This window comes from Roseicella frigidaeris (assembly GCF_003258945.1).
In the GTDB taxonomy this organism is placed as follows: domain Bacteria; phylum Pseudomonadota; class Alphaproteobacteria; order Acetobacterales; family Acetobacteraceae; genus Paracraurococcus; species Paracraurococcus frigidaeris.
The window spans coordinates 25,319-47,311 of sequence record NZ_QLIX01000028.1 but is presented as its reverse complement, the minus strand read 5'-3'; the positions used below and the strand labels follow the sequence as shown (position 1 = coordinate 47,311).

Sequence of the window (21,993 nt, the reverse complement as noted above, 5' to 3'; positions counted from 1 at the left end):
CGGGAAGCGCCCTGGCCGCCCATCCTGGCACGCCGGTTGCGCTGCACCGCGCCAGGCCCGCATCCCGCGGGCGGCGGGAGCCGGTCCGGATGCGCACCTTCCTTCTCTGCCTGTCTCTCCTGCTACCGGTCGCCGCCGCGTGGGCCCAGGCGCCGGATCCCGGCCAGCTCTGCCGCGCCGCCATCGCCCGGGCGGAGCAGGAGCGGAGCCTGCCGCCGCGGCTGCTGGCTGCCATCGGCCGGGTCGAGAGCGGGCGCCGCGATCCGCAGACCGGCGCCTTCTCCCCCTGGCCCTGGGCGATCAATGCCGAGGGGCGCGGCAGCTTCTTCCCCGACAAGGCGGCAGCAATTGCCGCCGTGCGGGCGCTGCAGGCCCAGGGCGTGCGCTCCATCGATGTCGGCTGCATGCAGATCAACCTGCGCCACCATCCGGAGGCCTTCGCCAGCCTCGAGGAGGCCTTCGACCCCCTGGCCAACGCCCGCTACGCCGCCCGATTCCTGGCCGAGATGCAGGCCACCCGCAACGACTGGATGCTGACCGCCTCGCATTACCATTCGCAGACGCCGGCCCATGCCGAGCCCTACCGCGCCCGGGTCGCGGCCGCCATGCTGGCGGAGCAGCAGCCGGGGGCGCCGCCATCGCCCGCCGCCTTCGCCGCGCTTGCCGCCCCGCCCGCCATGCCGGGCGCGATGCCGGGCCTGCCGCGACCGCCCCTGCCCGCCGGCGGCGCCATGCTGGGCAACGGCCCGGCACGGATCGTGCCGCTACCCGTCACCGCCGGCGCCGGGCGTGGCCTCGACGCCTATCGCGCCATGCCGATCCCGCTGGCCGGGCGGCTCATGCTGCCGCCGCGCCAGGGCTCCTGACGCGGCCTCAGGCGGCAAATGCTTGCGGCAGCGAGGTCGGCACCCCATCATTCCCGGTCACGGCAGGGGCGTCTGGCGCCATGGCCGGGCCGGAGACGCGCTACGCACGCAGCGGGACGGTGCATGTGGCCTATCAGGTCCACGGCGCCGGCAGGCGCGACCTGGTCCTGGTGCACGGCTTCATCTCTAACCTCGAACTCCACTGGGAGGAGCCCGGCCTGGCGCATCTGCTGACGCGCCTCGGCGGCTTCGCCCGCGTGGTCCAGTTCGACAAGCGGGGCACCGGCCTCTCGGATCCCGTGGAAGCCCTTCCGATCCTCGAGACGCGCATGGACGACGTGCGCGCGGTGATGGACGCGGCCGGCGTCGCACGCGCGGTGCTGCTCGGCGCGTCCGAGGGCGTGCCGCTGGCCATGCTCTTCGCCGCCGCCCATCCCGAGCGGGTGAGCGCCCTGATCCTCTATGGCGGCTATGCGCATTTCCATTCGGCCGTCCTGCCGCCTGAGCAGTTCGAGGGCTTCGTCGCCGGCATCGAGGCGCGCTGGGGCACCGGCGCGAGCCTCGGGGCCTTCGCGCCGGGGCGCCTCGGCGATCCCGCCTTCAGCGCTTGGTGGGGACGGTTCGAGCGGCTCGGGGCGAGCCCGCGCGCCGCGATCGCCCTCGCCCGCATGAATGCGCTGATCGATGTCCGCGACATTCTTCCGGCGATCCGGATACCGGTGCTCGTCCTGCATCGCCGCGACGATCCGCGGGTCAAGGTGGAGGCCGGCCGCGCGCTTGCCGCCGCGATCCGCGGCGCCCGCTATGTCGAGCTGCCGGGCGGTGACCACGTCCTCTGGTCGGGCGATGTCGATGCCGTCCTCGACGAGATCGAGTCCTTCCTCACCGGCGCGCGGGCGAAGGCGCCGGCCTGGCCGGATCGCGTCCTGGCGACGCTGCTCGCCGCCAGCCTCGATGGCGCGGACCGCGCCGCCGGGGCCATGGGCGACGCCGCCTGGCGGGACCGGCTCGCAACCTGGCGCGGCACCGTCACGACGGTGCTGGCGCGCTTCCGGGGCCAGGCGATCGGCGGTCCCCCGCCCGATGGCAGCCTCCTCGCCGCCTTCGATGGGCCCGCCCGCGCCCTCCGCTGCGCCGCCGCGCTGCGCGAGGCAGCGCCCGGCCTGCTCGGCGGCGCGACGCTCCGCTGCGGCCTGCATGCCGGCGAGGTGCCCGCTGATCCGGCGGCGGACCCGGCCTGCCTGGCCCTGCATCTGGCGCAGCGGATCGCCGGCCTGGCGCGGCCCGGCGAAATCCTGGCGAGCACGACGCTGCGCGATCTCGTCGTCGGCGCCGGCCTGCGCTTCCGCGAGCGCGATCCGAGGCTTGCCCTGCCTGCCGAGGCGGATCGGGGACGGCTCGGCCTCCTCACGCTGGCCGGCGACGATCGGCCACCGGCGCCCATGGCAGGGACCGGCGCGGCCTGCCTGCCGCGGAGCCTCTCGGCGCGGGAGCGGCAGGTCCTGCAACTCGTGGCGCGCGGCCTGTCCAACCCCGCCATCGCCGCGGCGCTCACCCTTTCGGAGCACACGGTGAAGCGCCACATGGCCAACATCCTGGTGAAGCTGAACCTGCCGAGCCGGGCCGCCGCGGCGGCCCTGGCGGCCCGCGCCGGCCTCCCTTGAGAGCGGCCATGGCCCGATCGGGCCAGCCCCGAGGGGGCCCGGCCGGGCGATGCGGCGGGATCGGCCACCACGTCAGCCTCCGCTCCCCTTCCGCCAGGAGCGCCGTCGATGGCCAGCCCGCAGGTCGCCCCCAGCCTCGATCAGGAGAAGCTCGATCTCTTCCTCGGTCGCTTCCTCGGTGATCTCGGCGCCATGATGAACGGTCCGGCGGTCCTGCTCGGCGACCGCCTCGGCTACTGGCGCTGCCTCGCCGAAAGCGGGCCGATCGACTCCGCCGGCCTCGCCCGCCGCACCGGCACCGCCGAGCGGGCGGCGCGGGAATGGCTCGCCGCCCAGGCCGCCGCCGGCTATCTCGACTACGACCCCCGCGACGGCCGCTACAGCCTGCCGCCCGAGCAGGCCGCGGTGCTCGCCGACGATGCCAGCCCGGTCTATCTCGGCGGCTTCTTCGAGATCGCGGCCAGCGCCTGGCGCGACGAGCCGCGCATCACCGAGAGCTACCGGCATGGCCGCGGCCTCGGCTGGCACGAGCGCGATGGCTGCCTGTTCTGCGGCACCGAGCGCTTCTTCGCCACCAGCTACCGCCATCTGCTGGCGCAACAATGGCTGCCCGCGCTCGATGGCATCCTCCCCAGGCTGGAGCGCGGGGCGCGGATCGCCGATATCGGCTGCGGCCATGGCGCCTCGACGCTGATCATGGCGCGGGCCTTCCCGCAATCCCGCTTCGAGGGGTTCGACTACCACGCGGCCTCGGTCGCGGCGGCCACCGAGGCTGCGGCGCGCGCAGGGCTCGCGGATCGGGCCCATTTCACGGTGGCCAGGGCGAAGGAGGTGCCGGGCCAGGGCCTCTACGACCTGGTCTGCCTGTTCGACTGCCTGCACGACATGGGCGACCCGGTCGGCGCGGCGGCCCATCTCCGCGGCCTGCTGCGGCCGGATGGCATGCTGATGGTGGTGGAACCGAGGGCGGGCGACCGGGTGGAGGACAACCTCAACCCGGTCGGGCGCGTCTACTATGCCGCCTCGGCGCTGATCTGCACCCCGGCCTCCATGGCGCAGGAGGTGGGCGCCGCGCTCGGCGCCCAGGCCGGCCCGGCCCGGCTGCGGGCGGTGCTCGGCGAGGCGGGGTTCGGCCATGTGCGGCTCGCCGCCGAGACGCCCTTCAACATGGTGATCGAGGCGCGCCCCTGACCAGGGCGCCACCCAACGCACGAGGCTGCTGCGCGAGGCACGGCGCCGGTACCGCTTCCCGGCGCCCGCCTGCCGCTCATCGCATCGGCCAGGAATACATCAGCCCGCCATCGGTCCAGAGCCGGTTCAGCCCCCGATCCAGCCCGATCGGCGTCTTCGGCCCGAGGGTCCGCTCGAACAGCTCGCCGTAATTGCCGATCGCCCGGATGGCGTTGTAGGCCCAGGCCGGGTCGAGCTTCAGCGTGTTGCCGAGCACCGGGTCGGCCCCCAGCAGGCGGCGGATCTCGGGGTTGGCGCTGCTGCGGCGCATCTCCTCGGCATTCTGGCTGGTCACGCCGAGCTCCTCGGCATTGATCAGCGCGGAGACCGTCCAGCGCACCACGTCGAACCATTCCTGGTCGTCGCGCCGCACCACCGGCCCATAGGGCTCCTTCGAGAAGCGCTGCGGCAGGATCACGTAGTCGTTCGGGGTGGTGAACTGGCTGCGCAGCGCGGCGAGCTGCGTCGCATCGGTGCCGATCGCGTCGCAGCGCCCGGCCTGCAGCGCCTGGGCGTTGTCCTGCATCCGCTCCTGCAGCACCGGGGTGAAGCGGAGCTTGTTGCTGCGGAACCAGTCGGTCGTCACCAGCTCGTTGGTGGTGCCGGGGGAGAGACAGATGGTCATGCCATCCATCTCCTTCGGCTCCCGGATATTGGCGTCGCGCCGCATCATGAAGCCGTGGCCATCATAGAGGTTGGCGATGACGAGCCGCAGGCCGATCGAGGTGTCGCGCGTCATGGACAGGGTGGTCTGGCGGATCAGCACGTCGATCTCGCCGGATTGCAGCGCGGTGAAGCGCTGCACCGCGGTCAGCGGCACGAAGCGCACCTTGGCCGGGTCGCCCAGCATCGCCGCCGCCAGCCCACGGCAGAGATCGGCATCCATGCCGCGCCAGACGCCCTGGCTGTCCGGCAGCGAGAAGCCGGCGACGCCGACATTCACGCCGCAGTTCAGCGTGCCGCGGGACCGGATGGTGTCGAAGGTCTGGCCGGCGAGGGCCGGCCCGGCAGCGAGGCCGAGTCCGAGGAGGCCGGCGGCGAGCCAGCGGAGGGGACGCATGCAAATCTCCTTCGAGCCGTTTCTGATCAGGTGCACAGACCTGGCCGGGGAGGATAGCCTGAAAATGCCATGCCGGAACGACCGCGCGGCCCGGCCCTCCGGCGGCCGGCGCGTCATAGGGCGGGCGCCGCCACTGGGCGGCGCCCCGGCAGGTGTCAGCGTATGGGCGACCAGGGGACCGGCTTCAGGATCATCGTCGTCTGCGCCTTCAGCGCGCCGAGCCCGCCCGTCGCCTTCTGGAACTCCGCCCAGCCCGGATCTGCCGCCATCGCCGTGCGGCGGCGGTCGCGGTCCGCCATCGAGGAATAGGCCCAGGCGAAGACCGCCTGGTTGATCGGCCCGCATTCGGTGACGGCGAAGAAGAGCAGCTGCCCGAGCAACCGGTCCTGCACCGGCTTGCCGATGTCGCGATAGGCCTCGATCCAGGCATTGATGCGGCCCGGCTCGAAATCATAGGTGCGGTGGTCGACGAACATCTGCTCGCCCTCGATTGTCCGCTTGAAGGGCTGGCCCACCGTCTGGATCGGCGAGAAGGGCACCGTCTTCAGCAGCTTCGCCTCCTGCGCCACGAGCGCGCCGATGCCGCGGCTCTCCTCGAGGAAGCGCTTCCACTCCGGATCGGCGTCGCGCGCCGCGAGGCCGCGCTCGCGCTGGTCGATGTCGTCGAAGCCGCGCAGGAAGAGCACGCGGTTGATCTGGCCGAACTCGACGGTGAACATGCCCATCAGCGGCGTGAGGGTGCGGGAGGAGGCCGGGCCGCCGATCTCCCCGTAGCATTTCAGCCAGGCCGGCAGCTTGCCGGGATGCGCGGTGTAGATGCGCTGCTCGATGAACATGGGTTCCTCCTCCCGCCTCGTATCGCCCGACCGGGCCGCGGGGCGGCAGTGGCGCATGCCAGGCGCGGCCGGTCAATCCGGCGCCACCGTGCGGCGGAACGATCGGCGCCGTCCGCGGTGGGCGTCGCGCCGCCCCGAATCGCCCGGCCTGGAGGACCGGCGCGGTCATGGCTCAAGCCGCGTTAACCCAATCGCAAATTTCATGACACGGAATGAGCGGTATCATGCTGGCGGGAGCCGAAAGGGGCCTCCCCTCCGCATGCCTCTGAGGGCGTTGGGGAAGCCGGGGCTCGAAGCGCGCCTCCGGGACCGATGCTCGCCCCCTCCCCCCGTTCCCGCGCCTGCCGAGGCCGGCCGTCCTGGAGCGCGTCAGCGCTTTGGCGTGGCGGCCTTCGGATCGAAGGGACGATAGCCCAGGGGCACCTGGAACTGCGCCGGGTCCTGGCGGGCATAATCGACCTTGAGCGCCACCGCGTCGCTCGCCTGATCGGAGCCCTCGGCCTGGCGGATGCGCAGCGGCACCCCATCCGCGGTGATGCAGGCCTGGGTGACGGACGGCTCCTCCTCGGCATCCTCCCTGGGCGGCTCGATCCGCCAGAGCGTGCAGTCGAGGCCGGCGATCCGGTCCGCCCCGAGGCGCGCGACGCGGCTGCCGGGCGGCACCAGGCCGATGCCGGGCGCCCGGTCGTCCTCCACATCCTCCACGAACATCCGCCGCTCGGTCATCAGGAGGGTGGTGCGCTTGCTGCGGGTGTCGTGCAGCAGGGCGCCGCCCGGCGTCTCCATGCGCAGCTTCCCCTCGGCCGCGAGCCAGGCCATGCGGAATTCCTGGATCGTCCCGCCACTCGCGCGATAGAGCACCGCGACATCGCGCATCGGCACGGGCGGTGGGCCGGCCGGCTGCGCCAGGGCGGGAGCGGCGACGAGCAGCAGGGCGCAGAGAAGGCGGGGACGCATGGGGGCGCTCCTTGCGGGATCGGTGCGCCATGTCATCGGAAGGGCCGCACGGGTCAAGCCCGGCTCTCTCGGCTGTGGTGAGCCGGGTGGGGCTCGAACCCACGGCCACGAGATTAAAAGTCCCGTGCTCTACCAGCTGAGCTACCGGCTCACAGCCTCCGCCGCGCGCGGGAAAAGCGCGCGGCGGCCGGAATGTCAACCGCGGCCGGCGCGGATCAGGCGGCCGCCGGCGCGTCGGCGGCGACGCGGGCCTTCACCAGCCGGTCCGGCCCCTGGACGATGCCGTTGTTGCCGGTGCCGCGCTTGATCTTGTCGACGATCTCCATGCCGGCGACCACACGGCCCCAGATGGTGTACTGCCCGTCGAGGCTCGGCGCCGAGGCGAACATGATGAAGAACTGGCTGTTCGCGCTGTGCGGGTTCATGGTCCGCGCCATGCCGCAGGTGCCGCGCACGAAGCGCGCCCGGTTCGGCGGCGAGAACTCGGCCGGCAGGTCGGCATAGCCCTGCTCGCGGGCGCCGCCGGTGCCGGTGCCCGTCGGGTCGCCGCCCTGGGCCATGAAGCCCTCGATCACCCGGTGGAAGGGCGTGTTGTCGTAGAAGCCGGCGCGCGCCAGGGTCTTGATGCGCTCGACATGCTGCGGCGCCAGCTCGGGCAGCAGCTCGATCGTCACCGCGCCGTCCTTCAGCTCAAGGATCAGCGTGTTCTCGAGCTTCGGATCGGGCTCGGCGGCTGCAGCCGCCGGCGCCTCCTCGCTCACCGCAGCCTCGCTCGCTGGCGTCTCGCTTGCCGATGTCTCGCTGGCTGGCGTCTCGCTGGCTGGCGTCTCGCCGATTGGGGGCTCGCCGGGGATCTTCTCGGGGCTGCCGGTTTCATCGCTCATGAGGAAGTCCTTGATTCTGGGGCGGATCAGGCGGCGGCGACGCGGGCCCGGAGCAGCTTGTCGGGGTTCTGCACCACCCCGCCGGCCCCGGTGCCGCGCTTGATCTTGTCGACCGCCTCCATGCCGGAGACCACGCGGCCCCAAACGGTGTATTGCCGGTCGAGGTTCGGCGCCGGGCCGAACATGATGAAGAACTGGCTGTTGGCGCTGTTCGGATCCGAGGTGCGGGCCATGCCGCAGACGCCGCGGAGGAAGCGATACTTGTCGGTGAACTCCGCCGGCAGGTTGGGCAGGTCGCTGCCGCCCGTGCCAGTGCCGGTGGGATCGCCGCCCTGGGCCATGAAGCCCTCGATCACCCGGTGGAAGGGCGTGCCGTCGTAGAAGCCGCGGCCCGCCAGGGTCTTGATGCGCTCCACATGCCGCGGCGCCACATCGGGCAGGAGCTGGATGATGACCGGGCCGTCCTTCAGATCGAGGACCAGGCGCTCCTCCGCGGCACGCGCGGGGCGGATGAGGGCCGGCGCGCCGAGCAGCGCGAAGCCGGCGAGATGTCGTCGCAGCATGGGATTTCCTTTCTCTCGGCCTCGGCCCGCCGGCCTCCGGCCGCGACGTCAGCCCTTGGCCGGGGCGCGGACCCGGGCCAGCGTCCGCTCCAGCGTCAGCTTGGGGACGAAGGTGGAGATGTCGCCGCCGAGCCGCGCGATCTCCTTGACGAAACGCGAGGAGATGAACTGGTTCGTCTCGCTGGCCATCAGGAAGACGGTCTCGATGGCGCTGTCCAACCGCCGGTTCATGCCGGCCATCTGGAACTCGTAGTCGAAATCCGTCACCGCCCGCAAGCCGCGGACGATCATGCTGGCGCCGACCTCCTGCGCGAAGCTGACCAGCAGCCCCTCGAAGGGCCGCACCTCGATCACCGTGCCGGTGCGGGCGGCGATGATGTCGGTCTCGGCCCGCACCAGCTCGGCCCGCTCCTCGAGCGGGAAGAGCGGCCCCTTGCCGATATTGATCGCAACGCCCACCACCAGCCTGTCGAGCAGCCGGGCCGCCCGGCCGATCACGTCGAGATGGCCGTTGGTGACGGGGTCGAAGGTGCCCGGATAGAGGCCGATCCGCTCACGCATCGGAGTCGGGCTCCATCTCCTCCGTCGTGGCCGCGAGGCCCCCGGCCTGGACATCGGTCTGGTCGCCGGCCTGGGCCAGGCCGGCATCCACCCCGGCCTCGCCCTGGTCATCCACGACCGGGAAGCAGCTGATCACGGTTTCCCCCTCGTTCAATCGGAGGAGCATCACGCCCAGGCTGCGGCGGCGCGTCAAGCGCACCTGGTCGGCCGGCAGGCGGATCAGCCGGCCGGTATCCGTCACCAGCATCACGTCGTCGCCCGGGCGGACCGGGAAGGTCGCGACCACCGCCTGGCCGGTGCGGCGGCTGAACAGCATGTTCTCGAAGCCCTGCCCGCCCCGCCCGGTGGTGCGGTAGTCATAGGCGAGGCTGCGCTTGCCGAAGCCGCCATCGGTGATGACGAGGATGATCTCCTCGGCCTCCTCGAGCTCCCGGGCGCGCTCCTCGGCCAGGGTGATCTCCTCGGCCGGCGCCTCCTCGCCCTCCTCGGCGCCGATGGCGGCCACCTCGGCCTCGTCATGGCCGTTGCCGTTGGCGCGGCGGCGCTGCGCGGCGTTGCGGATCGCGGCCTCGCGCTCGGCCGGCGTCGCCTCGACATGGCGAAGCACGGACAGGGCGATCACCTCGTCGCCCTTGCCGAGGCGGATGCCGCGCACGCCGCTGCTGTCGCGCCCGGCGAAGACGCGCAGGACATCCTCGCTCGCCTGGAAGCGGATGGCGCGGCCGCGGCGGGTGGCGAGCAGCACGTCGTCGCCCTCCCGGCAGGTCTGCACGCCGATCAGGCTGTCGCCCTCCTCCAGCTTCATCGCGATCAGCCCGACGGCGCGGACGTTGCGGAAATCGGAGAGGCGGTTGCGGCGGACATTGCCCGAGGCGGTGGCGAAGACGAGGTGCAGCCCCTCCCACAGGCTCTCGTCCTGCGGCAGCGGCAGCACGGCGGTGACCTGCTCGTTCTCCTGCAGCTGCAGCACCTGGCGCAGGCTGCGGCCCTTGCCCTGGGCGCCGCCCTCGGGGAGCTGCCAGACCTTCTCGCGGAAGGCGATGCCGCGGCTGGTGAAGAACAGGACCCATTGATGGGTGTGCGCGATGAAGCTGCGCACCACCACGTCGTCCTGCCGCGTCGACGCCGCCGAGCGGCCGCGGCCGCCGCGGTTCTGGGCACGGAAGGTGTCGAGCGGGGTGCGCTTCACATAGCCGTCGCGCGTCAGGGTCACCACCATGGTGCCCGGCTCGATCAGGCTCTCGTCATCGACCTCGGCGATGCCGTCGACGATCTGGGTGAGGCGTGGCGTGGCGACCTGGGCGCGGATGGCGCGCAGCTCCTCGGCCATCACCTCGAGGCGGCGCGGATGGCTGCCGAGGATCTCCAGCAGCTCGCGGATGCGGCCGCCGATCTCCTCCAGCTCGGCGGCGATCTTCTCGCGCTCGAGGCCGGTGAGGCGGTTCAGCGTGAGGGCCAGGATGCCGCGCGCCTGCGCCTCGGTCAGCCGCACCGTGCCCTCGGGCGTCACGACATTGCCGGCATCCTCGATCAGCGCCAGCAGCGCGCCGACATCGCCGGCCGGCCAGTCGCGCGCCATCAGCGCGGCGCGCGCCTCGGTGCCGTCGCGGCTGGCGCGGATCAGGCGGATGACCTCGTCGATATTGGCGACCGCGATGGCGAGGCCGATCAGCAGGTGGCCGCGTTCCCGCGCCTTGGCGAGGCGGAAACGCGAGCGCCGCAGGATCACCTCCTCGCGGAAGGCGATGAAGGCGCGCAGCGCGTCGATCAGGCCCATCTGCCGCGGCCGACCGTTGTCGAGGGCGAGGAAATTGACCGGGAAGGAGGTCTGCAGCTGCGTCATGCGGTAGAGCTGGTTCAGCACCACCTCCGCCGTCGCGTCGCGCTTCAGCTCGATGACGATCCGCATGCCCTCGCGGTCGCTCTCGTCGCGCAGGTCCGAGATGCCCTCGATCGCCTTGGCGCGGACCAGCTCGGCGATCTTCTCGATCAGGTTGGCCTTGTTGACCTGGTAGGGAATCTCGGTGGCGACGATCGCCTGACGGCCGCCGCGCATCTCCTCGATCTCGCAGCGGGCGCGCAACGGGATGGAGCCGCGGCCGGTCTCGAAGGCGGCGCGGATGCCGGCGCGGCCGAGGATCAGCGCGCCGGTCGGGAAATCCGGCCCGGGGATGATCTTCATCAGCTCGGCGAGCGGCGTCTCCGGCTCGGCGATCAGGGCGAGGGTGGCGTCGATCACCTCGGCCGGGTTGTGGGTCGGGATGTTCGTCGCCATGCCGACGGCGATGCCCTGCGCGCCATTGACCAGCAGGTTCGGGAAGGCCGCCGGCAGGACGCGCGGCTCGCTCTCCGACTCATCGTAATTCGGCTGGAAATCGACCGTGTCCTCCTCGATCCCCTCGAGCAGGCCGGCCGCAGCGCGCGCCAGGCGCACCTCGGTGTAGCGCATCTGGGCCGGCGGATCGCCGTCCATGCTGCCGAAATTGCCCTGGCCGTCGATGAGCGGCACGCGCATCGAGAAGGACTGCGCCATGCGCACCATGGCGTCGTAGATCGCCGCGTCGCCATGCGGGTGGTACTTGCCCATGACGTCGCCGACGACGCGGGCCGATTTCCGGTGCGGCTTGTCGGCCGAGTAGCCGCTCTCCTGCATGGCGAAGAGGATGCGGCGATGCACCGGCTTCAGCCCGTCGCGCGCGTCCGGCAGGGCACGGGCGACGATGACGCTCATCGCATAGTCGAGGTAGGAGCGGCGCATCTCCTCCTCGAGGGTGACGGGCACGGCGTCCTCCGGCCGGATGCCGCCGCTGCCGTTCTCGGTCTCGCTCACGCTGGTGCTGCTGCCTTCCATGGTCCGGCGACAGGGCCGGACGACCGCGCGCCGGACGGCGGCGGATGGTCATTCCAAGAGGCACAATATACGTGATTCCGGCCCGAAATCCAAACCGGCGGGCCGGCCGGCCCGGGCCGGGGAGCCCCCGCGCCCGATGCCCGCCGGGGCCCGCTTCCAGCCCCCGCGCCGGCCATGGCCCGGCCACCCGTCACCGGCGCCCGCAATGGCCCTGCGCCGGGCGTCGGTCAGGTGGGCGTCGTTGCGGGGACGGCGTTAGAACGGGATGTCGTCGTCGAGATCGGCGCCGCCCTTCGGCTTGCTGTCCCAACCGCCCCCACCGCCACCACCGCCGCCGCGTCCACCGCGTTCGCCGCCCGAGGACCGGCCGCCGCCATAGCCGCCGCCCTCGCCCGCCTCGCCACCGCCGCCGCGGCTGTCGAGCAGGGTCAGCTCGCCCTTGAAGCGGCTGATCACCACCTCGGTGATCTCGCGCTCCTGGCCGTCCTTGTCGGTGTACTTACGGCTCTCGAGCGCGCCTTCGAGATAGACCTTGCTGCCCTTGCGCAGGTACTTCTCGGCGATCTCACCGAGGCGCTCGTTGAAGATGGCGACGCGGTGCCACTGCGTCTTCTCCTTCCGCTCCCCGGAGGCGCGGTCGTTCCAGGTCTCGGAGGTGGCGACGGAGAAGGAGACCACCTTGCCGCCCGACTGCATGTTGCGGGCCTCGGGGTCGCGCCCCAGATTACCCACCAGGATCACCTTGTTCACGCTGCCGGCCATGCCGTCAAAACCCCTGGAATCGAGCGCCTAGCATATCGGCCACCCGCCGTCCGGGCCAGTGTCGGACCGGGGGCCGGGCGCGGCGCGTCACCCTGCGGAAAACCCTTCCCGCCACCTCAATATGGTGGCATTCCATCCAGAACACAATGAGAACCCCGGGCCCGTCCCGGCTTCCGGAGCGACCGAATGGCCAGCCCGCCCCTCCCCGTGGCCGCCCCCCCTTCCGCCGGCCAGATCCGCATCCGGGGGGCCCGCACCCACAACCTGAAGGATCTCGACCTCGACCTCCCGCGCGCCACGCTGACGGTCATCACCGGCCTCTCGGGCTCGGGCAAATCCTCGCTCGCCTTCGACACGATCTATGCCGAGGGCCAGCGCCGCTATGTCGAGAGCCTCTCGGCCTATGCGCGGCAATTCCTGCAGCTCATGCAGAAGCCGGATGTCGATTCCATCGAGGGGCTGAGCCCGGCGATCTCGATCGAGCAGAAGACCACCAGCCACAACCCGCGCTCGACCGTCGGCACCGTCACCGAGATCCACGACTACATGCGCCTGCTCTGGGCGCGGGTCGGCGTGCCCTATTCGCCCGCCACCGGCCTGCCGATCGAGGCGCAGACGGTCAGCCAGATGGTCGACCGGGTGCTCGCCATGCCGGAGGGCACCCGGCTGCTGCTGCTCGCCCCCGTGGTGCGCGGCAAGAAGGGCGAGTACCGCAAGGAGCTCGCCGAATGGCAGCGCCGCGGCTTCGAGCGGGTGAAGATCGACGGCACGCTGGTGCCGATCGGCGAGGCGCCGAAGCTCGACAAGAAATTCAAGCATGACATCGAGATCGTCGTCGACCGCATCGTGGTGCGCGACGGCATCGCGCCGCGCCTCGCCGACAGCTTCGAGACCGCGCTCGCCCTCGCCGACGGCATCGCCTATGCCGAGGATGCCGAGAGCGGCGAACGCACCGTCTTCAGCGCCAAATTCGCCTGCCCCGAGAGCGGCTTCACCATCGAGGAGATCGAGCCGCGGCTCTTCTCCTTCAACAGCCCGCAGGGCGCCTGCCCGACCTGCGACGGGCTCGGGACGCAGAGCTTCTTCGATCCCGACCTGGTGGTGCCGGACGAGCTGCGCAGCCTGGCCGAGGGCGCCGTGGCCCCCTGGGCCGGCTCGCAATCGCCCTATTACGACCAGACGATCGAGAGCCTGGCGCGGCACTACAAGGTGCAGACCAGCATCCCCTGGGCCGACCTCCCGGTCCGGGTGCGCAAGGCCATCCTGCACGGCAGCGGCGAGGAGGTCGTCACCCTCCGCTACAAAGACGGGCTGCGCGCCTATGACGTGAAAAAGCCCTTCGAGGGCGTGCTGCCGAATCTCGAGCGGCGCTTCCGCGAGACCGACAATCCCTGGGTGCGCGAGGACCTGGCGCGCTACCAGGCGGAGAAGCCCTGCGAAGCCTGCCGCGGCTACCGGCTGAAGCCGGAGGCGCTCGCCGTGAAGGTGGCGGGCAGCCATATCGGCGAGGCCTCGGAGCTCTCCATCCGCCGCTCCCGCGAATGGTTCGCCGGGGTGATGGCGACGCTGACGCCGCAGCGCCAGGAGATCGCCCGGCGGATCCTGCGCGAGATCGAGGAGAGGTTGCAATTCCTCGTCGATGTCGGGCTCGACTACCTCTCGCTCGGCCGCTCCTCCGCCACCCTCTCGGGCGGCGAGAGCCAGCGCATCCGCCTCGCCTCGCAGATCGGCAGCGGGCTGACCGGCGTGCTCTACGTGCTGGACGAGCCCTCGATCGGCCTGCACCAGCGCGACAACGAGCGGCTGCTGGCGACGCTGCGGCGGCTGCGCGACATCGGCAACACGGTGCTCGTCGTCGAGCATGACGAGGACGCCATCCGCGCCGCCGACCATCTGGTGGATATCGGCCCCGCGGCCGGCGCCGGCGGCGGCAGGGTGGTGGCGCAGGGCACGCCGGCCGAGGTCGCGGCCAACCCCGCCAGCCTGACCGGCGACTACCTTTCCGGGCGGCGGCGGATCGAGGTGCCGGCGACCCGGCGGAAGATCGATCGCAAGCGCCTGCTGACGGTGGTCGGCGCCCGCGGCAACAACCTGAAGGAGGTCTCGGCGGAATTCCCCCTCGGCACCTTCACCTGCGTCACCGGCGTCTCCGGCGGCGGCAAATCGACCCTGGTGATCGAGACGCTGTACAAGGCCGCGGCGCGGCGTCTGATGGGCGCCGGCACCGTCCCCGCGCCGCATGAGCGGATCGAGGGGCTGGACCAGCTCGACAAGATCATCGACATCGACCAGTCGCCGATCGGCCGCACGCCGCGCTCCAACCCCGCCACCTATACCGGCCTCTTCGCGCCGATCCGCGACTGGTTCTCCGAGCTGCCGGAGAGCCGGGCGCGCGGCTACAAGCCCGGCCGCTTCAGCTTCAACGTCAAGGGCGGGCGCTGCGAGGCCTGCCAGGGCGACGGCGTCATCAAGATCGAGATGCACTTCCTGCCCGATGTCTACGTCACCTGCGACGCCTGCAAGGGCAAGCGCTACAACCGCGAGACGCTGGAGGTGCGCTTCCGCGGCAAGTCGATCGCCGACGTGCTGGAGATGACGGTGGAGGAGGGCGTCGAGTTCTTCTCCGCCGTGCCGGCGATCCACGACAAGCTGCGGGTGCTGAAGGAGGTGGGGCTCGGCTACATCCATCTCGGGCAGCAGGCGACGACGCTCTCGGGCGGGGAGGCGCAGCGGATCAAGCTCTCGAAGGAGCTCTCCCGCCGCGCCACGGGGCGGACGCTCTACATCCTGGACGAGCCCACCACCGGGCTGCATTTCGAGGATGTCCGCAAGCTGCTCGAGCTGCTGCACGCCCTGGTCGAGGCCGGCAACACGGTGGTGGTGATCGAGCACAACCTCGAGGTCATCAAGACCGCGGACTGGATCCTCGATCTCGGCCCCGAGGGCGGCGAGGGCGGCGGCCGCATCGTCGCCGCCGGCACGCCCGAGACGGTGGCGGCGACCGAGGGCAGCCATACCGGGCATTTCCTCGCGCCGCTGCTGGCGGCGCAGGCCCCGCCGGCCCGCAAGCGCCGGCGGGCCTGAACGCGCCCCTCAGGACCGCCGCCGCCCCTTTCCTGTTGCGGCTTCGCCGCGGCAGGAGGGGATTCATGGGCCCCACGAGGCTGCGAAGCGGCTTCGTGGAGTTAAACCCGCCCGGCGAGGCCGGCCAGCACCACGGCGAGGCGATCCCCCAGGCCGCGCGGCGCGGCGCCAGCCCCCCCGCCGCGCGCCAGGCGGCGCAGGTCGCGCGCCGCCAGCACCGCCGGGAGCGCCGCGGCGATCGCGCCCCGGCCAAGGCCGCGCAGCCCGGCCCGCGCCTGCGCCAGGCCCGCCCTGCCCTCGTCTGCCAGCGCGGCGATGACGGGCCGGGCGGCGGCCGGGTCGCGGATCACCGCCTCCGCCCCCAGCCCCGCCGCCGCCAGTGCATCGAGCGGCAGGAGGCAGCGCCCCTGCGCCGCCAGCGCCGGCACGCTCCGCAGCAGGCCCGCCAGCCCATAGACATGGCCCGCCGCCTGCAACGCCGGCAGCCGCGCGGCGGGCGCGCCGAGCAGCCGGCCAGCGGCCAGGGCGAAGCCGCCGGCGCTGCCGCGCAGATAGGCGGCGAAGGCCTCGCGCGTCGGGAGCCCCTCCTCCTCCGCCTCGCTCTCGCGCGCATCCGCCATGGCCAGCAGTGTCTCGGGATCGAGTCGGCCGCCGCGGATGGCGGCATGCAAGGGTTCCGCCACCTCGTGCCGCCGGGGCGGCTGGCCCGCCACGGCCTGTTCCACCACCTCGCGCCACCATTGCAGGCGCATCAGGGCGATCAGCGGCGTCCGCGCCGCCTCGCGCGCGCGGGCAAGCTCGTGGTTGAAGGCGATCAGCGCGTACAACGCCTCGCGCTCCGCGGCCGGCGCGAAGAGGGCGCAGAGGAATCGGTCGGGATCGTGCTGGCGCGCGAATTCGGCGACGGGCGACAACGCGGGCGGGCTCGGCATCGGCGCCTTATGCCCGGCCCTTGCTTGACGCGCCACGGCACGCCCCCTAGCTGTTTCGCCGGCACCCGGTCCTGAGGCGCCGCCGCCGCGCCGGGCGCGCTCCAGCCAAGAAACAGGAGAGACAGCCCATGGCCTTCACCCTGCCGCCGCTGCCCTATTCCCACAACGCGCTCGCCGGTCAGGGCATGTGCCAGGAGACGCTCGAGCTGCACCACGACAAGCACCACAATGCCTATGTCGTGGCGCTGAACGGCCTGATCGAGAGCAAGGGGCTGGCCGGCAAGTCGCTGGAGCAGATCGTTGCCGAGGCCGGCAAGCAGGGCGCCGATGGCCTGCCGGTGCTCAACCAGGCCGGCCAGCACTGGAACCACATCCTGTTCTGGCAGGTGATGTCGCCCAAGGGCGGCGGCGACAAGCTGCCCGGCACGCTGGCCGCGAAGATCGACCAGGATCTCGGCGGCCTCGCGCAGTTTAAGGAAGCCTTTAAGCAGGCCGGCGTGACGCAGTTCGGCTCCGGCTGGGCCTGGCTGATCATCGCCCCGGATGGCAAGCTGAAGGTCACCAAGACCCCGAACGGCGCCAACCCGCTCTCGACCGGCGAGGGCACGCCGATCTTCGGCGTCGATGTCTGGGAGCACGCCTACTACCTGGACTTCCGCAACGTCCGCCCGGGCTATCTCGACAATTTCCTGAACAAGCTGGTGGACTGGGAGGTGGTGAACACCCTGCTGCAGCAGGGCGGCCTGAAGTCCGGCCAGAGCGCCTGAGCCGCCAGGGCTTCGCCCTGCCCGTGGGGCGCCGGTTCGCCGGCGCCCCTTCTTGCATGCCACTCCCGGGCGCCCCGACCTGAACCTGGATCAGGGCTGATCGAAGACCGGGGGATGCGCCAAGTCGGCGGCGAATTCGGCGAAGGGCGCCGCCAGGGCGGCCGGCCAGCGCCCGGTTCGCGCCGGTGCCAGGAAATCCGGCACGCCGTCCACCAGCAGCATGAGAAAGAGCCGCTCGGTCTCGGCATCGATGGCGAGGAAGAGGCCGCGCTCCCGGCAGCCGCCCCCCGGCGCCGGATCGGCACAGCTCCAGCCGACCAGCCAGCGCCCCTCCCAGAGCGCGACCGGCGGCCCGGGCGCGTGCAGCCCGTCATAGACCTTCTGCTGCCGGCCCCGGGCGGCGCCACGCAGCGGCGCCGCCACGGCCGGCTGGGCCGCGAGCTGCGCCAGGGTGCCGCCCGCCGCCTGCCGCAGGCGCGCCGCCTCGGGCGAGGCGGCCCGGGCCTGGCCAGCCGGCAGCACGGCAAGGGCAAGCAGGGCGCGACGGCGCGGGAAGGCCGCGGGCGCGCCGGCGAAGGCGCGCGGCGGCAACCCGTCCGCCGGCCCCGGACGGGGCCTCAGCTCTTGGCGCCGGTATCGTTGGCGCTGATCGGCTTCAGCACGTCGCCGATGGTCTGGCGCAGGACGCTCACCCGGACATTGGGGGCGATCTCCACCTCGACCTCGTCGGCGCCGTCCTTCACCTGGGTCACGCGGCCGAGGATGCCGCCCGCGGTCAGCACGCGGTCGCCGCGCTTCAGCGCCGAGAGCAGCACCTTGTGCTCCTTCTGGCGCTTCTGCTGCGGCCGGATCAGCAGGAAGTAGAAGACCGCGAAGATGAGGATGAGGGGCGCGAATTGGGTGATCAGCGCCAACCCGCCACCGGCGGCATCCTGTGCAAAGGCGGGGGAGATGAGCATCCCGGGCGTCGTCCTCTTGGTTCGGGCTCTTGCCGTATGAGGCGGGCGCAAACTAGCTTCCGCCCCCTTCCCGTCAAGTGCGGCCAGAATTCCGGAACACGCCATGGACCAAGCCCTGATCATCCGCCTCGTCGAGGCGCTGGAGCGGCTGGCGCCGCCACCGCCGGCGCTGCCCCGCCTGGAGGGCGCGGACGCCTTCGTCTGGCACCCGGGCCCGGCACCGCGCCTTGCGCCCGTGCCGCGCGTCTCGCGGGTCGAGATCGCCCTGCTGCAGGGGATCGACCGGCAGAAGGACCTGCTGCTGGCCAACACGCTGCGCTTCGCCCGCGGCTTCCCGGCCAACAACGTCATGCTCTGGGGCGCCCGCGGCATGGGCAAGTCGAGCCTCGTGAAGGCGGCGCATGCGGCGGCGAATGCCGAGGCGCCCGGCAGCCTGGCGCTGATCGAGATCCACCGCGAGGATATCCGCACCCTGCCGGAGCTGCTGAACATCCTCCGCGCCCAGGACCGTCGCGCCCTGGTCTTCTGCGACGACCTCTCCTTCGAGAAGGAGGATGCCGACTACAAGGCGCTGAAGAGCGTGCTCGACGGCGGCATCGAGGGACGGCCGCCCAACGTGCTGTTCTACGCCACCAGCAACCGCCGCCACCTGATGCCGCGCGACATGATCGAGAATGAGCGCAGCACGGCGATCAACCCCTCGGAGGCGACGGAGGAGAAGGTCTCGCTCAGCGACCGCTTCGGCCTCTGGATCGGCTTCCACAATTGCGACCAGCCGACCTATTTCGCGATGGTCGAGGGCTATGCCCGGGCGCTCGGCATCGAGATGCCGGAGGAGGCGCTGCGGCGCGAGGCGAATGAGTGGTCGGTGACGCGCGGCGGCCGCTCCGGGCGCGTCGCCTGGCAATTCATCCAGGACCTCGCCGGCCGGCAGGGCGTGGCGATGTGAAGACCCCACAAAGCCGCTGCGCGGCTTTGCGGGGGCCCCATGGAGCCCCCTCCTGACCAAGGGGACGTCACAGCCTGCCGTGGCAAAGCCACGGCAGGGCAACGGACAGCGACGGTTTTGATGGGCGCTCTTAGGGCAGGTGGGCGCGCCGGTGGCGCCCGGGCCCCGGGCCCCGGGCCGTCAGGCGGGGCCGATCCGCTCCAGGCCGCCCATCCAGGGCACCAGCACCTCGGGGATGAGCAGGCTGCCATCCGCCTGCTGATGCGTCTCCAGCACCGCGATCAGGGCCCGCCCGACCGCGACGCCGCTGCCATTCAGCGTGTGCAGGAAGGCATTCGGCTTCTTCCCCTCCGGCCCCTCCGCCGGCTTCATGCGGGCATTCATCCGCCGCGCCTGGAAGTCGCGGCAATTGGAGCAGGAGGAGATCTCCCGCCACGCCCCCTGCCCCGGCAGCCAGACCTCGAGGTCATAGGTCTTGGCGGCGCTGAAGCCGGTATCACCGGCACAAAGCACCACGCGCCGCCAGACCAGGCCGAGCTCGGTCAGCACCCGCTCGGCGCAACGGGTCATGCGCTCATGCTCGGCGGCGCTGTCCTCGGGGCGGGTGATGGAAACCATCTCCACCTTCTGGAACTGGTGCTGCCGCAGCATGCCGCGGGTATCGCGCCCGGCGCTGCCGGCCTCGGAGCGGAAGCAGGGCGAGAGGGCGGCGAAGCGCAGGGGCAGCGCCGCCTCGGGCAGAAGCTCCTCGCGCACCAGGTTGGTGAGCGGCACCTCGGCGGTCGGGATCAGGTAGCGGCCGTCCGTGGTCTTGAAGAGGTCTTCCTCGAATTTCGGCAGCTGCCCCGTGCCGTACATGGTCGCGGCATTGACGAGGTAGGGCACCACCGTCTCGGCATAGCCGTGCTGCTCGGTGTGCAGGGTCAGCATCCACTGGCCGAGCGCCCGCTCGAGCCGCGCCAGCGCGCCGCGCAGCACGGTGAAGCGCGCGCCAGCCAGCTTGGCGGCGGCGGCGAAATCCATCAGGCCGAGCGCCTCGCCGAGCTCGAAATGCTGGCGCGGCGCGAAATTCGGCCGCGGCGGCTCGCCATGCTGATGCAGCACGACATTGTCCGCCTCGTCGCGCCCCTCCGGGACATCGGCATCGAGGATGTTGGGCAGCGCCTCGAGGATCGCGGTCTGCGCCCGCTCCGCCTCGGCCGCCGCCGCCTCCAGCGCCGCCATCTCGTCGCGCAGCGCGCCCCCCTCGGCCTCCAGCGCGGCGCTGTCGGCCCCGGTGCGGCGGGCTTGGCCGATCGCCTTGGCGAGGGCGTTGCGGCGCGCCTGCTTCTCCTGCAACGCCTGCTGCGCCGCACGGCGCGCGGCATCCTGCGCCAGCACCGCCTCGGCCACGGGCGGCAGGCCGCGCCTGGCCATGGCGGCATCGAAGCCGGCCGGATCGGTGCGTACTGTTCGGATATCGTGCATGGCAAACGGGTCCGGGAGAGGCGGAGCGGAAGCCAGGACCTCGGCGCGGCCCTGGAACGGCGGGCGCGGGGGCGATGCCCCGGCCTAGAGCATGTCCTGCGAACTTCCGTTCACCTGCAATGCTCTAGGTAGTTGTTTTTACGAGCATCCTCACCCGGTCAGGTGCGTCCACCCCAACGGGATCTGCTCTAGCTGCTACTGCTGCCGCCGTCCGGCGTCTTCTTCGGCTGCGCCATCCAGGTCGCCGCCAGGATCGAGATCTCGTACAGGCCGAGCAGCGGCACGGCGAGGCCGATCTGGCTGATCACGTCGGGCGGCGTCAGCACCGCCGCCACGACGAACATGCCGACGATGGCATAGCGCCGCCCCTTCTTCAGCGTCGCCACGTCCAGGATGCCGACGCGGCAGAGCAGCGTCAGCAGCACCGGCAACTGGAAGGCGACGCCGAAGGCGAGGATCATCTGCATGACCAGCGAGAGGTATTCGCTGACCTTGGCCTCGAGCTGGATCGGCAGCGTGCCCTCGCCCGGCGGCGTCTCGAAGGTGATGAAGAAGCGCCAGGCGAGCGGGAAGATGAAGTAGTAGGCGAGCGCCGCGCCGAGCACGAAGAGGAAGGGCGAGGCGATCAGGAAGGGATAGATCGCACGCTTCTCGGACCGGTAGAGACCGGGCGCGACGAAGAGCCAGAGCTGCGTCGCCCAGACCGGGAAGCTGAAGAAGACGGCGCCGAAGAAGGCCACCTTCAGATAGGTGAAGAAGGCCTCGTAGAGGGCGGTGAAGATCATCCGCCGGTCGCCGCCGCCCTGGTGCTGCAGGATATCGGCGAGCGGCTTGGCGAGGAAGCCGTAGATCTGCGCCGAGAAGTAGTAGCAGACGGCGAAGGCGATGGCGAAGGCGCCGACCGACCAGAGGAGCCGCGTGCGCAGCTCCATCAGGTGGTCGAGCAGCGGCATCGGCTTGTCGTCGATGGTATCGTCCGGGTCGCGCGGCACGGATCAGCTCAGGCTTTGTGGGTCGGTGCCGGCGTCTCGCCGGGCGGGACGAAGGCGGGCGGCGCCGGCGGCCCGGCGGCGGCAGGCGTCTCGGCCGGCGGCGCATAGGCGGGCGGGATGAAGGCCGGGACGGCGGGCGGCGGCGGCTCGGCGCTGACGGGGGAGGCCGTTGTCCCCTCCATGGCCGGCGGCGCGGCGTCAGGCGCGGCCGGTGTTGCAGCGGTGGCGGATGGGGGCGCCGCGTAATCGGTCTTCAACGGATCCTCGGTGAAGCTCCGCCGGATCGTGCCGTCGCTGTCGACATGCCGCTCGACCGTGTCGCGGAAATTGAAGTTGCGGATCTCGTTGATCGAGCTGCGGACCTCCTCGAGATTGGCCTCGCGCACCAGCTCGTCCGCCTGGCTCTGGAACTCCCCGGCCATGCGCCGCAGCTTCTGCACCCCGCGCGCGAGGCCGCGGATGGCCTCCGGCAGGTCCTTCGGGCCGATGACGACGAGCGCCACCACGCCGATCAACGCAATCTCGGACCAGGCAAGGTCGAACATGACGTCTCCGACCGCGGTGCGGGTGGCCAGCCCCCCGCCGCCGCAAGGTCGCCTCCGTTAGCAG

General features: G+C 71.7%; 20 protein-coding genes and 1 tRNA gene. 6 read left to right on the top strand and 15 right to left on the bottom strand.

The genetic code is table 11. The features are described from left to right. Nucleotides 1–89 precede the first annotated feature (89 nt). The 3 genes from DOO78_RS28280 to DOO78_RS23160 all read left to right on the top strand — a co-directional run bounded on the left by DOO78_RS28280 (nt 90) and on the right by DOO78_RS23160 (nt 3,721). The gene (locus DOO78_RS28280; RefSeq protein ID WP_243634756.1) at nt 90–866 is read left to right on the top strand and encodes a lytic transglycosylase domain-containing protein; all 777 of its coding nucleotides are present in this window, start codon (nt 90–92) and stop codon (nt 864–866) included. An 80-nt stretch (nt 867–946) separates the two neighbouring features. Beyond that, nucleotides 947–2,530, top strand: a complete 1,584-nt coding sequence (locus DOO78_RS23165) for an alpha/beta fold hydrolase (protein ID WP_111472262.1) — start codon at nt 947–949, stop codon at nt 2,528–2,530. A gap of 108 nt (nt 2,531–2,638) precedes the next feature. After that, nucleotides 2,639–3,721, top strand: a complete 1,083-nt coding sequence (locus DOO78_RS23160; RefSeq protein ID WP_111472261.1) for a class I SAM-dependent methyltransferase — start codon at nt 2,639–2,641, stop codon at nt 3,719–3,721. 76 nt (nt 3,722–3,797) lie between these two features. On the opposite strand, the gene DOO78_RS23155 is transcribed toward DOO78_RS23160, so the two are convergent. The 9 genes from DOO78_RS23155 to ssb form a co-directional block, all read right to left on the bottom strand. Beyond that, on the bottom strand, nt 3,798–4,820 hold the full coding sequence (locus DOO78_RS23155) for an amino acid ABC transporter substrate-binding protein (protein ID WP_111472260.1): 1,023 nt from the start codon (nt 4,818–4,820) through the stop codon (nt 3,798–3,800). 155 nt (nt 4,821–4,975) lie between these two features. After that, nucleotides 4,976–5,656: an NIPSNAP family protein gene (locus DOO78_RS23150; RefSeq protein ID WP_165839052.1), complete on the bottom strand. Its 681-nt coding sequence runs from the start codon at nt 5,654–5,656 to the stop codon at nt 4,976–4,978. Between the two features lie 369 nt (nt 5,657–6,025). After that, a complete protein-coding gene (locus DOO78_RS23145; protein WP_111472258.1) occupies nt 6,026–6,613 on the bottom strand; it encodes a hypothetical protein in 588 nt (195 codons plus the stop codon). Nucleotides 6,614–6,688: 75 nt separating this feature from the next. Further along, nucleotides 6,689–6,764 (bottom strand) — tRNA-Lys (locus DOO78_RS23140). A gap of 64 nt (nt 6,765–6,828) precedes the next feature. Continuing rightward, nucleotides 6,829–7,374, bottom strand: coding sequence for a peptidylprolyl isomerase (locus DOO78_RS23135; RefSeq protein WP_243634759.1), 546 nt, complete (start codon nt 7,372–7,374; stop codon nt 6,829–6,831). Between the two features lie 149 nt (nt 7,375–7,523). Next, complete coding sequence (locus tag DOO78_RS23130) at nt 7,524–8,060, bottom strand: peptidylprolyl isomerase (RefSeq protein ID WP_111472256.1); 537 nt, start codon at nt 8,058–8,060, stop codon at nt 7,524–7,526. A gap of 48 nt (nt 8,061–8,108) precedes the next feature. Further along, nucleotides 8,109–8,621 carry a pantetheine-phosphate adenylyltransferase gene (gene coaD / locus DOO78_RS23125; protein WP_111472255.1) on the bottom strand — a complete coding sequence of 171 codons (513 nt, stop codon included), beginning with the start codon at nt 8,619–8,621 and terminating at the stop codon, nt 8,109–8,111. Further along, nucleotides 8,614–11,451 (bottom strand): DNA gyrase subunit A, encoded by a 2,838-nt coding sequence (gyrA, locus tag DOO78_RS23120; protein WP_279387824.1) that lies wholly within the window; start codon nt 11,449–11,451, stop codon nt 8,614–8,616. The genes coaD and gyrA overlap by 8 nt, the downstream gene beginning before the upstream one ends. A gap of 276 nt (nt 11,452–11,727) precedes the next feature. Beyond that, nucleotides 11,728–12,234 (bottom strand): single-stranded DNA-binding protein, encoded by a 507-nt coding sequence (ssb, locus tag DOO78_RS23115; protein ID WP_111472253.1) that lies wholly within the window; start codon nt 12,232–12,234, stop codon nt 11,728–11,730. 186 nt (nt 12,235–12,420) lie between these two features. Between ssb and uvrA the strand changes: the two genes are divergently transcribed. Continuing rightward, entirely contained in the window at nt 12,421–15,318 is a 2,898-nt protein-coding gene (gene uvrA / locus DOO78_RS23110) for an excinuclease ABC subunit UvrA (RefSeq protein ID WP_111472252.1), read from the top strand. 101 nt (nt 15,319–15,419) lie between these two features. On the opposite strand, the gene DOO78_RS23105 is transcribed toward uvrA, so the two are convergent. Next, nucleotides 15,420–16,250: a phytoene/squalene synthase family protein gene (locus tag DOO78_RS23105; RefSeq protein WP_111472251.1), complete on the bottom strand. Its 831-nt coding sequence runs from the start codon at nt 16,248–16,250 to the stop codon at nt 15,420–15,422. 128 nt (nt 16,251–16,378) lie between these two features. Here DOO78_RS23105 and DOO78_RS23100 point away from each other — a divergent pair, with 128 nt between their 5' ends. Then, the gene (locus tag DOO78_RS23100; protein ID WP_111472250.1) at nt 16,379–17,017 is read left to right on the top strand and encodes a superoxide dismutase; all 639 of its coding nucleotides are present in this window, start codon (nt 16,379–16,381) and stop codon (nt 17,015–17,017) included. A gap of 90 nt (nt 17,018–17,107) precedes the next feature. On the opposite strand, the gene DOO78_RS23095 is transcribed toward DOO78_RS23100, so the two are convergent. Together DOO78_RS23095 and yajC are read right to left on the bottom strand one after the other, a co-directional pair. After that, nucleotides 17,108–17,539, bottom strand: a complete 432-nt coding sequence (locus DOO78_RS23095) for a hypothetical protein (RefSeq protein ID WP_128080130.1) — start codon at nt 17,537–17,539, stop codon at nt 17,108–17,110. 95 nt (nt 17,540–17,634) lie between these two features. After that, nucleotides 17,635–17,976: a preprotein translocase subunit YajC gene (yajC, locus tag DOO78_RS23090; RefSeq protein ID WP_111472248.1), complete on the bottom strand. Its 342-nt coding sequence runs from the start codon at nt 17,974–17,976 to the stop codon at nt 17,635–17,637. 103 nt (nt 17,977–18,079) lie between these two features. Here yajC and DOO78_RS23085 point away from each other — a divergent pair, with 103 nt between their 5' ends. Next, nucleotides 18,080–18,925, top strand: a complete 846-nt coding sequence (locus DOO78_RS23085; RefSeq protein ID WP_111472247.1) for an ATP-binding protein — start codon at nt 18,080–18,082, stop codon at nt 18,923–18,925. 180 nt (nt 18,926–19,105) lie between these two features. Here the strand turns inward: DOO78_RS23085 and serS are convergent, their stop codons facing one another. The 3 genes from serS to tatB form a co-directional block, all read right to left on the bottom strand. Then, nucleotides 19,106–20,392, bottom strand: coding sequence for a serine--tRNA ligase (serS, locus tag DOO78_RS23080; protein ID WP_111472246.1), 1,287 nt, complete (start codon nt 20,390–20,392; stop codon nt 19,106–19,108). A 188-nt stretch (nt 20,393–20,580) separates the two neighbouring features. After that, nucleotides 20,581–21,384 carry a twin-arginine translocase subunit TatC gene (tatC, locus tag DOO78_RS23075; RefSeq protein ID WP_207803028.1) on the bottom strand — a complete coding sequence of 268 codons (804 nt, stop codon included), beginning with the start codon at nt 21,382–21,384 and terminating at the stop codon, nt 20,581–20,583. Between the two features lie 8 nt (nt 21,385–21,392). Beyond that, nucleotides 21,393–21,929 (bottom strand): Sec-independent protein translocase protein TatB, encoded by a 537-nt coding sequence (gene tatB / locus DOO78_RS27725; RefSeq protein WP_165839051.1) that lies wholly within the window; start codon nt 21,927–21,929, stop codon nt 21,393–21,395. Nucleotides 21,930–21,993 lie beyond the last annotated feature (64 nt).

Bases quoted from the DNA above. Each gene is read 5' to 3' on its own strand.
- DOO78_RS28280 (WP_243634756.1), top strand. From the start codon at position 90: ATGCGCACCTTCCTTCTCTGCCTGTCTCTCCTGCTACCGGTCGCCGCC.
- DOO78_RS23165 (WP_111472262.1), top strand. From the start codon at position 947: ATGGCCGGGCCGGAGACGCGCTACGCACGCAGCGGGACGGTGCATGTG.
- DOO78_RS23160 (WP_111472261.1), top strand. From the start codon at position 2,639: ATGGCCAGCCCGCAGGTCGCCCCCAGCCTCGATCAGGAGAAGCTCGAT.
- DOO78_RS23155 (WP_111472260.1), bottom strand. From the start codon at position 4,820: ATGCGTCCCCTCCGCTGGCTCGCCGCCGGCCTCCTCGGACTCGGCCTC.
- DOO78_RS23150 (WP_165839052.1), bottom strand. From the start codon at position 5,656: ATGTTCATCGAGCAGCGCATCTACACCGCGCATCCCGGCAAGCTGCCG.
- DOO78_RS23145 (WP_111472258.1), bottom strand. From the start codon at position 6,613: ATGCGTCCCCGCCTTCTCTGCGCCCTGCTGCTCGTCGCCGCTCCCGCC.
- DOO78_RS23130 (WP_111472256.1), bottom strand. From the start codon at position 8,060: ATGCTGCGACGACATCTCGCCGGCTTCGCGCTGCTCGGCGCGCCGGCC.
- coaD (WP_111472255.1), bottom strand. From the start codon at position 8,621: ATGCGTGAGCGGATCGGCCTCTATCCGGGCACCTTCGACCCCGTCACC.
- ssb (WP_111472253.1), bottom strand. From the start codon at position 12,234: ATGGCCGGCAGCGTGAACAAGGTGATCCTGGTGGGTAATCTGGGGCGC.
- uvrA (WP_111472252.1), top strand. From the start codon at position 12,421: ATGGCCAGCCCGCCCCTCCCCGTGGCCGCCCCCCCTTCCGCCGGCCAG.
- DOO78_RS23105 (WP_111472251.1), bottom strand. From the start codon at position 16,250: ATGCCGAGCCCGCCCGCGTTGTCGCCCGTCGCCGAATTCGCGCGCCAG.
- DOO78_RS23100 (WP_111472250.1), top strand. From the start codon at position 16,379: ATGGCCTTCACCCTGCCGCCGCTGCCCTATTCCCACAACGCGCTCGCC.
- yajC (WP_111472248.1), bottom strand. From the start codon at position 17,976: ATGCTCATCTCCCCCGCCTTTGCACAGGATGCCGCCGGTGGCGGGTTG.
- DOO78_RS23085 (WP_111472247.1), top strand. From the start codon at position 18,080: ATGGACCAAGCCCTGATCATCCGCCTCGTCGAGGCGCTGGAGCGGCTG.
- serS (WP_111472246.1), bottom strand. From the start codon at position 20,392: ATGCACGATATCCGAACAGTACGCACCGATCCGGCCGGCTTCGATGCC.
- tatB (WP_165839051.1), bottom strand. From the start codon at position 21,929: ATGTTCGACCTTGCCTGGTCCGAGATTGCGTTGATCGGCGTGGTGGCG.